The sequence below is a fragment of the Hydrotalea sp. GW822-HT8A01 genome, from assembly GCF_058798575.1.
In genome coordinates this window covers 3473408-3486490 of the sequence record NZ_CM179506.1, presented here as the reverse complement: position 1 = coordinate 3486490, position 13083 = coordinate 3473408, and the positions used below count along the sequence as shown (strand labels likewise).

Sequence of the window (13083 nt, the reverse complement as noted above, 5' to 3'; positions counted from 1 at the left end):
ATGAACAGCGAAATCATCATATACCAAAACCAGGAAGGCAACATCAAAATAGATGTGCGGCTGGAAGAAGAAACCGTTTGGCTAACCCAAGACCAAATGGCAACCTTGTTTGGTAAGGCAAAATCTACCATCAACGAGCACATTAAAAACATTTATGAGGAAAACGAGCTGGTAGAAACCACTACAATGAAGAAATTCGGAATTTCCGAATTTCAGCAAAAAGCCCCGTTTTACTACAATCTGGATGTCATTATTTCCGTTGGCTATCGGGTAAAATCGCCCCAGGGTACACAGTTTCGCATTTGGGCTACCCAACGGTTGAAAGAATACATTATTAAAGGTTTTACCCTGAATGACGACCGCTTTAAGAGCGGCAATACGATGAATTATTTCAACGAACTGCAGGAACGCATTCGGGAAATACGCCTTTCGGAACGCTTTTTTTATCAGAAAATCAAAGACATCTACACCACCAGCATTGATTACGACCCAAAAGATGAAAAGACCATTGAGTTTTTTAAAGTGGTGCAAAACAAACTCCTGTGGGCCATCAGCCAGCAAACAGCAGCCGAGTTGGTATATCGTAGGGCAGGCGCTACCCTGCCGTTGATGGGTATGCAGTCGTATGATAAAAAAGGAACCGTTTCTATAAAAAAAACTGACGTAAGCATTGCTAAAAACTACCTGAACGAAGATGAAATAAAACTCCTTGGGCTTTTAGTGGAACAATACCTTGCCTTTGCTGAAACCATGGCACAGCAACGCATCCCTATGTATATGAAAGATTGGATTGAGCGTTTGGATACTATTCTGCAACTAAACGGCAGGGAATTATTGACCCATGCCGGAAAAATAAGCCACGAAATGGCATTGGAAAAATCGGGTGAAGAATTTGAAAAATACCAACTTGTACAAAAGGCGTTAGAGAAAGAGCAAAGCCTGAAAGAACTGGAAGAAGACATAAAAAAATTGAAGAAGCCTAAAAAATGAGATTTACCGAAGAAAAATTAGAAAAGGCGTTTACCGAGTTGTTGGGGCAAGAAGGATTTCCCCACCATTTGGGCATTACCATTGCCCGAAAGCCCGATGAAGTATTGATTGAGGACGATTTGAGAAATTTTCTTTTAATGCAATATGCACCGCAGGGTATTACACTCAATGAAACCAATTCAATTATTCTTCAACTCAAATCGCTTCCATCATCAGACCTATACGAAAGCAACAAAACCTTTTTGAGAATGCTTGCGGACGGTTTTATTCTGAAACGAGAAGACCGCAACCAAAAAGACATTTACATTCAGCTTCTCAATTATGCAGGGCTCAACAAACACCGCCAACCCAACGAAGACGAAGTAATTTCCATAGCAGCCGAACCCGAAGAACAATATCCAGCAGATACGAATATTTACAAGTTTGTGAATCAGTTGGAAATCATTGGCAATGAAAAACGAATCCCTGACGGCATTATTTACATCAATGGTTTGCCTTTGGTGGTATTTGAGTTCAAAAGTGCCATTCGGGAAGAAGCCACCATTTATGATGCTTTCAAACAATTAACGGTTCGTTACCGCAGAGATATTCCCGAATTTTTCAAATACAATGCTTTTTGTGTAATCAGTGATGGCGTAAACAACAAAGCAGGTTCGTTCTTTGCCCCTTACGAATTTTTCTATGCCTGGCGTAGAGTGGCGGGGCTAGCCAAGGACGTTGACGGCATAGATTCAATGTTTACGCTGGTTCAGGGAATGTTCAATAAAAACCGTTTGCGTGACATTATTCGCAACTTCATTTACATACCCGACAACAGCAAAAAGGAAGAAAAAATCGTTTGCCGTTATCCGCAGTATTACGCTGCAAGAGCTTTGTATGAAAACATCAAAAAAGCCCAAAAACCCGAAGGAGACGGAAAAGGCGGAACTTATTTTGGTGCCACAGGTTGCGGAAAGAGTTTCACGATGCTTTACCTGACAAGGTTATTGATGAAAAGTGAATACTTTGAAAGTCCCACTATAGTTTTGATTACCGACCGAACAGATTTAGACGACCAATTGTCGACACAGTTCATCAATGCCAAAGGATTTATTGGCGACAACACCGTGGAAAGTGTGGAAAGCCGAGCCGACCTGAGAGCCAAACTACAAGGCAGACAAAGCGGTGGCGTTTTCCTGACCACCATTCACAAGTTTACAGAAGATACCCAACTGCTTACCGAAAGGGAAAATGTGATTTGCATTTCGGACGAAGCACACAGAAGTCAGGTAAACCTTGACCAAAAAATAAAAGTAACCGAAAGCGGAGTTAAGAAATCTTTTGGCTTTGCCAAATACCTGCACGATTCGTTACCCAACGCAACCTATGTAGGTTTTACAGGAAGACCTATTGATGCAACGCTTGATGTGTTTGGTAAAGTAGTAGATGCCTACACCATGACAGAATCGGTGAAGGATGAAATCACCGTAAGGATTGTGTATGAAGGCAGAGCCGCAAAAGTAGCTTTGAAAAACGGTGAACTGGAAAAGATTGAGCAATACTATGAAGAAGCAGCCGAGTTGGGAGCCAACGAATATCAGATTGACAAAAGCAAACAGGAAACGGCAAATATGTATGCCATACTTGGCGACCCTGACCGCTTGAAAGAAGTTGCCAGTGACTTTGTAACCCATTACGAAAACAGAATTTCAGAGGGTGCCACCGTAAAAGGAAAAGCAATGTTTGTGAGCAGCAGCCGTGAAATTGCGTATGAACTTTACAAAAACATCATTGCCCTTAGACCAGAATGGAACGAAATAAGAGAAGCGGAAGAAGGTGCAGAATTAACCGACAAAGACAAGCGGGAACTTAAGCCGATTGAACGCATTAAGTTAGTAATGACAAGAGGCAAAGACGACCCAAAAGAACTTTGGGATTTATTGGGCACTTCTGATGACCGAAAAGAACTTGACCGACAATTCAAGAATCCGAAATCCAATTTCAAAATCGCCATTGTGGTGGATATGTGGCTCACAGGTTTTGATGTTCCGTTCTTAGATAGCATTTACATTGACAAGCCGATCCAGCAACATAATTTAATTCAGACTATTTCACGGGTAAACCGCAAGTTTGAAGGCAAGAACAAAGGTTTGGTGGTGGACTACATTGGTATCAAAAAACAAATGAATCTTGCCCTTGCCAAATACAACAAAGGCGATGAAGATAATTTTGAAGACATTGACCAATCGTTGGTAGTGGTAAAAGACCACTTGGATTTATTGGCTAAACTGATGCACAAGTTTGACAATACAAAGTATTTCAAAGGCAGCACCATAGAGCAACTCAACACCTTAAATATGGCTGCGGAGTTTGTGCAGCAAACCAAAGAAATGGAAACCCGATTTATGGGCTTGGTGAAGCGACTGAAAGCCGCTTATGATATTTGTGCAGGAAGCGAAAAACTGACCCAAACCGAAAGAGATTACACCCATTTCTATTTGGCAGTTCGTTCCATTGTTTTCAAGTTGACCAAAGGCAATGCCCCTGACACAGCACAGATGAACGTAAGAGTAAGGGAAATGATAAAAGATGCTTTGCAAAGTGATGGAGTAGAAGAAATTTTCAAACTTGGAGAAGAAGGAGAAAGCGAACAAGACATTTTTGATGAAGACTATTTGGCTAAGATTGATAAAATCCAACTGCCGAACACGAAAATCAAATTGCTTCAACAGCTACTTGCTAAAGTTATTGGAGAAATCAGAAAAGTAAACAAAGTAAAAGGCATTGACTTCACCAAGAAAATGCAAGCCATCGTTGAACGCTACAACAACCGTGACGCAAACGACATTTTGAGAAGCGAAGTATATGAGGAAATGGCAGAAGCCTTGACAAACCTTATTTGGGACGTTCACAAAGAATTTAAAACAGGTGACGAATTAGGAATTGACTTTGAAGAAAAAGCCTTTTACGACATATTAAAAGAGCTTTGCAAAAAATACGACTTCACCTACCCTGACGACAAACTCATTGACTTATCCAAAGCCGTAAAACTCATTGTTGACAGCCAAGCCAAATTCCCTGACTGGAATAAACGTGACGACATAAAATCAGCCTTGAAAGTGGAGTTGATTTTGATTTTAGATGAGTTCGGCTATCCACCAGTGGAGAGAGATGAAGTGTATGTAGAGATATTTGAGCAAGCAGAAAACTTTAAGAAAAACAGACAGTAATGAACCCACGCAGCAGTCACACACATTGCCAAGTCGCACCAGCCGACCCGCAAGCCAAAACTTGGCAAAGAGTGTGCCTGCCCCACCCTGAAAAAATTGAATTAAAAAAATTTCCCGACCCTTCTGAAAATAAAAAATACGCAAACGCACAGAACAACGACAGACAAAAATCAGTTTCTAAACAGACACCAAAACCATTGACAGCAAAGCGTTTCAACTACTCGGTGGACAGAAGGCCAGCTTGTAACATGGGTTTTGCAAAATGGCGGCTGACGTGCTTCTATGACAGTTTTGTGCAAGGCTCAACATTCGGAATTCTAATAAACATTAGTGCTAAAAATCCGCCACTTCGCAAAGCTCAGAACCGTTGGCAGTAACCTTTCGGCAAATTCCATACAAACATTTCTTTTATGACACAACCAAAGCGAGAACGCTTCTTTGCACGAATGCTCTTTAAGTATCACGGCGACAACAAACGTGAAATTTGCTACATCTACAATCGTCAGGACCTTGACGACTTGCTGAACATTAAGCGGCAAGAGTGGGACAACTCTCAATTCATTTCTGTTGGCGACATCGTAACCCTTGAGGGACATAAATGCAAAGTGGTTAACATCAATTTCAAACTGGAAGAGCATCTGTATGAAATGGGGCACGGCTACGGCATCAACATGCTTTCGCCATCTGACCCTACTGACTACAACTGCCAGATTGGAGTTTTTGTTGAAAGGCTGGACTGACCAAAATTTCAGCAAGTTCACCTTCGGCTTTTGTCGCCGACCAATGTTCTTTGACAATTTCCCACAAGTGAGTAGTTAGCCGCTCTGGACTAATCTTGCGTTGTGGGACTTCTTTGAAAAACACGAAATCATGCAGTTCTTCCAGAGTGTACGTTTGGTGCAGAACTTTGGCTGCATCAAGAATTTTTAAACTGACATCCACATACTTTTGGTTAACGGTGGGCGACAAAGGACGCAGTTTCTTTAGTTTTTCAATCATTTCCGTTGACATGACTAAGGCTACTGCCAACATGGGTTTGGAGTCATAGCGGCTTGACAGAATAATTATCAGCAGCATATGGCTACTGGGCAGTTGTTCCATCAGACGAAACGCAGGTCGGCTTTTTTTTAAAACATTAAACATTTGTATTTCTATTTAACTTCAGTTCCGGGCAGGACATTATAAAATCCCCACCTGCAGCAATACCTGAACGTTATTTGCAACTAAATCTATTCAATATGAAATATTTATATTTAGCTTTTTTTATTTTTTTTATAAGTTGTAAAGACGGCAAACTTACCTTTAAGGACATAAACAATACTTGTGATAATGTGGATTATATATGGACAAAAAGAAGTATGCCAATAGATATTTCAATTGGGGGAAATAACATGGAAATTCAAGAGACAGAATTCAAAAATAAAAAAACGGCTGACAGTTTAATAAACCAAATGAAAGTCGTACCTAAAGAAGTAGTATTAACAAATACATCATCATCGAAGAGCAAAACTTTTACAGTAAAAATTACTACTTTGACAAATGACGACACTACTTCAAATACATTATTATATACATTATTTCCAGGTGAACAAAGAAAGATAGGTTGTACTCATTTTGGATATATATTACTTGACAACCATGATCTTAATAACTCTACCAGATCATCAGGAGTTCAGATTGGACAGAAAAAATTTGAAATCGTTGCAGAGTTTATAAAAAAATAGCTGCAAATAACAAGAGCATTTGCGTTAATGCGGTTAGACGACAATTCAAGTGATGAACATTTTATCTTTACTGGACTAAACAATTAATTCAACAAAATAATTTCAAATACCGCATTAACGCAAATGCGTGAACGTTAGCGGTCAGTTTAGGACGACACTTAACAACAAAATTCAATAGACAGAAAATATGGCTGAATTAAAATGGAAAGAAGCAATTAAAAAAGTGTTGAATGAAGAAAAGAAACAACTTCACTACACAGAAATTGCTGAACTTATTGCTGAAAGAGGTTACAGAAAATCATTGGGAGCAACACCGCAAGACACGGTAAGTGCAAACCTTACAACTGACATTAACACAAAGAAAGAGAAATCAATCTTTGCAAAAACAGCCAAAGGTTATTACATCTTACGCAAGTTTTTAAATCAACCTGACGACAATGACATTGACGACAGCGAACCTGAAATTGTAAACGACAAAATTGTAACTAAAGACAGCCATAAAATCATAAATGCTTTTGGAATTTACTGGAACAGAAATCTTGTTTATTGGAAATCACAACCAGACTTATTGGGCATTCAACAAATCGGTGCGACCGAAGTAAACTTTAAAGACCAAATTGGTATTTATTTATTGCATGACAGCAGGGAAACAGTTTATGTTGGCCAAGCAATTGAACAGTCTCTTGGCAAAAGACTAAAAGACCACACGACAGACAGACTTGCTGGACGCTGGGACAGGTTTAGTTGGTTCGGTTTTTATCCAGTGACAGAGGACGCAAAACTAAATTTAGGTGTAAAATTCAAAGACTTTACAATTCAAAATTTGGGCGACATTTTAGAGGCAATTCTTATTGAAAGCATTGAACCACGACAAAATAGAAAACAAGGAAATTCATTTGTCGGTCTTGAATATTTACAACTTGAAGCACCTGAAATTAAAAAGAAATTGAAACAACAAATCATTCAAGAATTGACAGACAAATTATAAAACCGAACGGCTAACGGGTTTTGCGTCAGGCGGGCTGACGTGCAAACTTGGAGCTTTGTGCTTCGATTAAACTTTAGTAATAAATTGAAACTTTGTGCCCGGAAACCCGCCCGAACGCAAAGCCCTAAACCGTTGTCTGCAAGCATTTTTCAACACTCTAAAATTTCAAATAATGACATACAAAACATCGTTAGACAATTTAGCAAAAGGAGTCACAATTGGAGTAACTCTATTATTTGCATTTATAATTTTTGGGCAATACTCAATATTCAAAGACACAGGTAGAGCAATTCCAATTTACACGACTGCTGCATTACTATTGATATATTTTATTGCATTCGCATTTAGACCAATTGACTATAAACTTTCGACTGACCAATTGATTATTCATAGACTTTTATCAGACGTTAAAATTGACAGAAACCAAATTAAAAGTGTAGAGTATTTAGACAAAGAAAAAATTGGTTGGGCTGTTAGGACATTTGGAGTTGGTGGACTATTTGGGTATTTTGGGAAATTTGCAAATACGAAAATTGGTAGTATGACTTGGTATGCAAAGAAGAAACAAAACTGTTTTGATTAAGACAATAGATAAAAAAAATAATTTTGACACCTGATGAGCCAGAAAATTTTGTTGCAAATTTCAACTCATAGATATGCCAGTGAAGGCTCCCCATTTCTTGGCTCAGGAACGACAGCAGTTGCAGCCTCGTTAAACGGAAGAAAATATTTGGGAATTGAATTGAAGAAAGAATATTTTACCGAAGCGAAAAAAAATGTAAATGAAGTTAAAAAAGTTGTATCTGATAAATTAAAAAAGAAAATTTAATCAACAGAATGCCCGAACAACAAAATATAGAATATAAACAAAGTTGGCATGATGACTACCTGAAATGGGTTTGTGGTTTTGCCAATGCACAAGGTGGTGCAATAGTCATTGGTAAAGATGATAATGGCAAAGTAGTCGGCATTAGTGATTACAAAAAACTGATGGATGAAATACCTAACAAGCCAAAAGACCTGATGGGGATTTTACTTGATATAAATCTGCATGAAGAAAAAGGTTTGTACTACCTTGAAATAATTACGCAGCCTTATGCAGTACCCATTTCTTTGCGTGGCAGGTATTACTACCGCAGCGGAAGCACCAAACAAGAATTGATTGGTGCAGCACTTACCGATTATTTACTTCGTAAAAGTGGTAAGACATGGGATGAAGTTGCGGAGCCAACAGCCACACTTGATGACATTGATGATGCCAGTTTAAAATCATACATAGCAGCTTCACTTCATGCTGGAAGGATTTCAGATGTGGAGGGATTAAGCAAAGCAGATTTGATTGCCAAGCTCCGCCTGACAGATGATAATGGTAACATTAAAAGGGCAGCCATTGTTTTGTTTGGAAAGAACCCGGAAAAATTTTTCAATAATTGCGTTGTAAAAATTGGCCGCTTCGGTAAAGACAGCAGCGACCTGAGATTCCAGGAGACAGTTGAAGGCAATATTGTTTATTTACTAAAAGAAGTGCTGGAGCAATTAAACCGGAAGTTTCTAACCCGTGCTATTTCGTTTGAAGGCATACAAAGAATTGAGAAAGGTGAATATCCTATCGCAGCACTCCGTGAAATGTTGCTCAATGCATTAGTGCATAGAAATTACTTAGGTTCATCTGTTGTGCAGATGCGTATGTTCGACAACCACTTTAATATCTGGAATGAAGGCGAATTGCCTGCCGGTATCAGTTTGGATTCCCTCAAACGGCAGCATCCATCAAGGCCAAGAAATTTATTAATCGCCGATGTATGTTTTAAGGGCGGCTACATTGATGCTTGGGGAAGCGGAACATTAAAGATTATCAGTACCTGCAAAGAAGCAGGATTACCTGACCCTGAAATTATTGAACAGGATGGCGGCATATTGGTAACCCTCTTTAAAAATAAATACAGTAAATACCAGCTACAAATATTAGGATTGAATGAGCGACAGGTAAAAGCGATATTGTATGTTGTTGAACACGGCAGTATTACCAATTCAAAATATCAGGAAATAAATGCAGTTGCTAAGACACTGGCTACTGAAGAATTGAAGGACTTGATTGGTAAAGAGCTAATAAAACAAACCGGTTCAAAAGGAAGGGGAAGCAAGTATGAGTTAAAAGAATAATTGGCCGCTAATTGGCCGTATTGGCCGCTAATTGGCCGGGAATTGGCCGGTTTTTTAAGGGAAACAGCAATGAATGAGAACTCCGCAAATCAGATACAATTATTTAAATCGGTCTTCAGGGGCCGGGAGGATGTATTTGCCATTCGATGGGAAAAAGCTGATAAAAGCGGCTATATGCCTGCATATCATTTCGACCCCTACAGATACCGGGCTCACAAAATGAAGGGCGGGACTTTTCAAAACTATACAGATAAAACATACCTAAGACTTACTGATGATGAAATTGCCAAACATTTAAAAGGAGAGCAATATATCGGAATCTATCCGTTACTGCCTGATAATACTTCATGGTTTCTTACAGCAGACTTTGATGAGGACAATTGGGTTCATGATTCAAGAAAATTTCTCAAAGTATGTAACGAAAAAGGAATACCTGCATATTTGGAACGTTCTCGTTCAGGCAAAGGCGGACATGTATGGATTTTTTTTGAACATCCCTACCCTGCAATCAGGAGCAGGAAGATTTTCATTTCCATTCTTGAACAATCGGGAGCATTCTCAATATTTGACAAGGGTTCAAGTTTTGACCGTTTATTTCCCAATCAGGATTTTCATTATAGGAAAGGCTTAGGAAATTTAATTGCATTGCCGCTATTCAAAAAAACATTGGAACAAGGAAATAGTTGTTTTATTGATGCAGAAACTTTACAACCAATAAAAGAACAGTTTGAATTCCTGAAAAACATCAAGAGGGTTTCCATTTCAGAATTAAACAAACATTATCAATCAGTTTCAACGCTCACTATTTCCACTCCACCAAAAGCAAGCAATGGAAAATTAATCATTACATTATGCAACGAAGCAAGAATCAGTCGTGAAGGAATGATAACTCCATTAATAAATTTTCTGAAAGAAGAATTAAATTTTGCAAGTACAGAGTTTATCATCAAAAAGAAAATAGGCAAGAGTACTTTCGGCACAGAACGTTATTTCAAATTTGTGGAAGAAGCGGAAACCGAAGTTATAGTTCCAAGAGGTTTCATAGGAAAATTAATTCGCTACTGCAGAGAGAATCAAATTGAACATGATTTCATTGATGACAGAAAAAAGCATAAATCAATACCGTATTTATTCAATGCCCAGCTAAGAGACCATCAGCAAACAGTTGTAGAATCAATTACTAAGAAAGATTTAGGGGTAATTGTAGCTCCACCCGGTTCTGGAAAAACAATTGTTGCATTAAAAATAATTTCGGATAAACAGCAACCTGCTTTAATTATAGTTCATAGAAAACAACTAGTTGAACAATGGATTGAAAGAATTGAAACATTTCTTAGAATACCAAAACAAGAAATTGGAAAAATCGGACAAGGGAAAAATAAGGTTGGAAATAGAATTACAGTTGCTACAATTCAAAGTTTAGCCAAAGAAATTGATAAAAAAGAAAGCAAACCCATTCTTTCTGCATTCGGAACTATAATCGTTGATGAATGCCATCACATTCCTGCCGAAACTTTCAGAAATACGATTACTAAACTTCAAACATTTTATTTATACGGATTAACAGCAACGCCTTTCAGGAAATATAATGATGGCAAACTAATTTTTATTCATTTAGGTGAAGTTATTGCTGAAATAAAAACAAACGAAATAAGTACAAGCAAGCAGGCTAAAATCATTATCAGAAATACGGAACTTGATGTTCCTTTCAATTCTAAGACTGACAAGTTTGAAACACTTTCAAAAATATTAGTTCATGATTCTTTAAGAAACAAACTTATCCTTGAAGATGTGAAAGCCGAAATAAATAAAGGCAAGAAAGTAGTTATTATCACTGAACGAAAAGAGCATATTGATTCACTATACCAATATCTGAAACAATCGTATGAGGCGATAACCCTAAGTGGGGAGGATTCTGAAATCAATAAAAAATCTAAATGGGAAATTTTAAAAGCCGGAAATTATCAGGCAGTAATAACGACAGGACAGTTTTTCGGAGAGGGAACTGATTTACAAAATGCAAACTGTTTATTTCTGGTTTACCCTTTTTCATTTGAAGGCAAGCTAATTCAATATATAGGGAGAGTTCAACGTTCTGAAGTAGCTCCCACTATTTATGATTATCGTGATATTAAAATTGACTATTTGAATAAATTGTTTCTTAAACGAAACACTTATTACAGAAAGATTACTAAACAGGCTACGCTATTTGATGAGCCAACAGAAGAAATTGTTGATTCAAACAACATTACCACAATTGAGAAGGAAATAAAAATTCCGATTGAAGAACTTGAATTTCGTTATGGCAGCGTTGCTTTTAAATATTTGATTCACGAAGTAAAAGACGAACTTGAATTTGAAATAGAAAACCTTGAAGTAAGACCTGAGTTCGAAGTCTTGAAACCCTATTTTGCAAAAGCACTTAACTCAAAGAATATAAAAGTTTACATCCATGCCGAGTTTGAAAACAGTAAACTGGTTTCTCAGTTGGCAACTTCCGCTGATATTGAGAAAATAAATCGGGAGGTACTTGAAGGGGTGAAATTCAAATTTATTACAAAGAATTTTTTGGGACAGAAACAGATAGCTGAAGAAAATCTTTTAACAACTACTGAATTACAAAATGGCAAGCAACAACTTTATTCAGATGGACAACAACTTTTGGACGACATTCTAAAGAAAAAGAATTTTAAACATTCGCAGCAATTACGTTTTTTAGCAAACAGGCATGAAGGGACGCATCTAAAAATCAGGTTTGTGTTAAACCCCTTTTCATTCGTATTTCTATTATCGGGCGAGCAACAGTTCCATATCATTTTGGAAACACTTGATACGGAAGAAGCAACTTATTTATGGCACATTGACAAAAACAAACAAGCCCCTGTAGAAAAAGTAAAAGAAATAGACCAGCATTTAGACATAATACGCAACAAAGGCAGACAAGCATTTTTAGAGACAAATCCTGAAGGTTTTTCACGAATACTACATGACTATTCAGACAAAAAGAAAGGGTTTATTATTTGGAAAGATTTAGTGGAGGAACAAATCGTATAACCCAACGCACCAAGTCAGGCACATTTGCAAGGCACACAGAGCCGACACACAAAAGCCAACCTTGCAAAAGAGCCTGCCTTGTTCCAACGCTTCCGGGACACACCCTGCCACGGTGGACACAGACATTCAATTCAAGTTACCAAGACGAAGGGCGAACATACAGCAGGGGTATTGCCAAAATGCAGGCTGACGAAAGCCGTGTTTTAACTGTTGTAATAACTCTGTTGGGCTGCATATCCAGCCTGACGTTAGTAATTTAGCATTAGTTCTTATCATCAACTTTTTTATCTTTATTCAGCAGCAGTTAGCCGGGGGGGACGGAATTCAAATAGTAATTTTGACAAACCATAATTCATTATGACAATTCCAGAGCCTAAAAATATTAAGTGTCTAACAATATTATTTGTAACTATATTGTTTTTGACAAGTTGTTCAAATCAATCAAAAAATTCCAAAAAAGTATCCTTAGCAGGAATGTACAAATTATTGATAATGGAAAATCAAGACTCAACAGGTACATGGCATGAAGATAGTTGGGCAAAAGGTGGAGACAGTTATATTGTATATGACGGATTAGGACACATGGCAGTTCAAATAACACCAAAAGGATACAAAGATTTTAAATGGTTTACTGAGGTTGAATCAATAAATGAAAACTTTGTTAAGCAGAAAGTAGATTCAATGTCTTTACCAGACCTCAAAGCTGCAGTTGTTGAATTTTCATCAAGTTATGTTTATGTAGCAAATTACAGTATTGACGACACCGCAAACATTGTTACGCATAAACGTATAACAAGTTCTATTCCTTCCGTTTGGGGAACAGACATCAAACGGGCATTTACTTTTAGCGGCGACACATTAATACTGAAAATTCTAAATGGAAATCGCAGGTTAAAATGGGTTCGACAAAAGTAAAACAATGGCTTACCAATAAGGCCAGCAGGCGACGGGTTTT

The 13083-nt window shown here is 37.9% G+C and carries 12 protein-coding genes; 11 read left to right on the top strand and 1 reads right to left on the bottom strand.

Annotation, left to right across the window (positions count from 1 at the left end):
- Genes AC3QLY_RS15465 through AC3QLY_RS15450 form a run of 4 tightly spaced genes read left to right on the top strand, consistent with a single transcriptional unit; the run spans position 1 to position 4939 of the window.
- The gene (locus AC3QLY_RS15465; protein WP_218330642.1) at positions 1 to 990 is read left to right on the top strand and encodes a virulence RhuM family protein; all 990 of its coding nucleotides are present in this window, start codon (positions 1 to 3) and stop codon (positions 988 to 990) included.
- The gene (locus tag AC3QLY_RS15460; RefSeq protein ID WP_218330641.1) at positions 987 to 4199 is read left to right on the top strand and encodes a type I restriction endonuclease subunit R; all 3213 of its coding nucleotides are present in this window, start codon (positions 987 to 989) and stop codon (positions 4197 to 4199) included. Before AC3QLY_RS15465 ends, AC3QLY_RS15460 begins: the two co-directional genes overlap by 4 nt.
- On the top strand, positions 4199 to 4576 hold the full coding sequence (locus AC3QLY_RS15455) for a hypothetical protein (protein ID WP_074419439.1): 378 nt from the start codon (positions 4199 to 4201) through the stop codon (positions 4574 to 4576). The genes AC3QLY_RS15460 and AC3QLY_RS15455 overlap by 1 nt, the downstream gene beginning before the upstream one ends.
- A gap of 33 nt (positions 4577 to 4609) precedes the next feature.
- Positions 4610 to 4939 carry a hypothetical protein gene (locus AC3QLY_RS15450; RefSeq protein WP_143439138.1) on the top strand — a complete coding sequence of 110 codons (330 nt, stop codon included), beginning with the start codon at positions 4610 to 4612 and terminating at the stop codon, positions 4937 to 4939.
- Here AC3QLY_RS15450 and AC3QLY_RS15445 read toward each other — a convergent pair.
- Positions 4890 to 5342, bottom strand: a complete 453-nt coding sequence (locus AC3QLY_RS15445) for a hypothetical protein (RefSeq protein WP_074420699.1) — start codon at positions 5340 to 5342, stop codon at positions 4890 to 4892. The two genes, AC3QLY_RS15450 and AC3QLY_RS15445, sit on opposite strands and share 50 nt — an antisense overlap.
- A gap of 95 nt (positions 5343 to 5437) precedes the next feature.
- Here AC3QLY_RS15445 and AC3QLY_RS15440 point away from each other — a divergent pair, with 95 nt between their 5' ends.
- The 7 genes from AC3QLY_RS15440 to AC3QLY_RS15410 all read left to right on the top strand — a co-directional run bounded on the left by AC3QLY_RS15440 (position 5438) and on the right by AC3QLY_RS15410 (position 13043).
- On the top strand, positions 5438 to 5923 hold the full coding sequence (locus tag AC3QLY_RS15440) for a hypothetical protein (protein ID WP_074419441.1): 486 nt from the start codon (positions 5438 to 5440) through the stop codon (positions 5921 to 5923).
- A 187-nt stretch (positions 5924 to 6110) separates the two neighbouring features.
- Positions 6111 to 6911, top strand: coding sequence for an HTH domain-containing protein (locus AC3QLY_RS15435; RefSeq protein WP_074419442.1), 801 nt, complete (start codon positions 6111 to 6113; stop codon positions 6909 to 6911).
- 172 nt (positions 6912 to 7083) lie between these two features.
- The gene (locus AC3QLY_RS15430; protein ID WP_074419443.1) at positions 7084 to 7494 is read left to right on the top strand and encodes a PH domain-containing protein; all 411 of its coding nucleotides are present in this window, start codon (positions 7084 to 7086) and stop codon (positions 7492 to 7494) included.
- Between the two features lie 33 nt (positions 7495 to 7527).
- Positions 7528 to 7740: a DNA methyltransferase gene (locus tag AC3QLY_RS15425; protein ID WP_074419444.1), complete on the top strand. Its 213-nt coding sequence runs from the start codon at positions 7528 to 7530 to the stop codon at positions 7738 to 7740.
- Positions 7741 to 7748: 8 nt separating this feature from the next.
- Entirely contained in the window at positions 7749 to 9074 is a 1326-nt protein-coding gene (locus AC3QLY_RS15420; RefSeq protein ID WP_492990028.1) for an ATP-binding protein, read from the top strand.
- Entirely contained in the window at positions 9075 to 12128 is a 3054-nt protein-coding gene (locus AC3QLY_RS15415; protein ID WP_492990026.1) for a TOTE conflict system archaeo-eukaryotic primase domain-containing protein, read from the top strand.
- A gap of 357 nt (positions 12129 to 12485) precedes the next feature.
- Positions 12486 to 13043 carry a lipocalin-like domain-containing protein gene (locus AC3QLY_RS15410; protein WP_492990024.1) on the top strand — a complete coding sequence of 186 codons (558 nt, stop codon included), beginning with the start codon at positions 12486 to 12488 and terminating at the stop codon, positions 13041 to 13043.
- Positions 13044 to 13083: the final 40 nt, after the last annotated feature.

Excerpts from the sequence above, each read along its gene's own strand:
- AC3QLY_RS15465 (WP_218330642.1), top strand. The coding sequence starts at position 1 with ATGAACAGCGAAATCATCATATACCAAAACCAGGAAGGCAACATCAAA.
- AC3QLY_RS15460 (WP_218330641.1), top strand. The coding sequence starts at position 987 with ATGAGATTTACCGAAGAAAAATTAGAAAAGGCGTTTACCGAGTTGTTG.
- AC3QLY_RS15455 (WP_074419439.1), top strand. The coding sequence starts at position 4,199 with ATGAACCCACGCAGCAGTCACACACATTGCCAAGTCGCACCAGCCGAC.
- AC3QLY_RS15450 (WP_143439138.1), top strand. The coding sequence starts at position 4,610 with ATGACACAACCAAAGCGAGAACGCTTCTTTGCACGAATGCTCTTTAAG.
- AC3QLY_RS15445 (WP_074420699.1), bottom strand. The coding sequence starts at position 5,342 with ATGTTTAATGTTTTAAAAAAAAGCCGACCTGCGTTTCGTCTGATGGAA.
- AC3QLY_RS15440 (WP_074419441.1), top strand. The coding sequence starts at position 5,438 with ATGAAATATTTATATTTAGCTTTTTTTATTTTTTTTATAAGTTGTAAA.
- AC3QLY_RS15435 (WP_074419442.1), top strand. The coding sequence starts at position 6,111 with ATGGCTGAATTAAAATGGAAAGAAGCAATTAAAAAAGTGTTGAATGAA.
- AC3QLY_RS15430 (WP_074419443.1), top strand. The coding sequence starts at position 7,084 with ATGACATACAAAACATCGTTAGACAATTTAGCAAAAGGAGTCACAATT.
- AC3QLY_RS15425 (WP_074419444.1), top strand. The coding sequence starts at position 7,528 with ATGAGCCAGAAAATTTTGTTGCAAATTTCAACTCATAGATATGCCAGT.
- AC3QLY_RS15420 (WP_492990028.1), top strand. The coding sequence starts at position 7,749 with ATGCCCGAACAACAAAATATAGAATATAAACAAAGTTGGCATGATGAC.
- AC3QLY_RS15410 (WP_492990024.1), top strand. The coding sequence starts at position 12,486 with ATGACAATTCCAGAGCCTAAAAATATTAAGTGTCTAACAATATTATTT.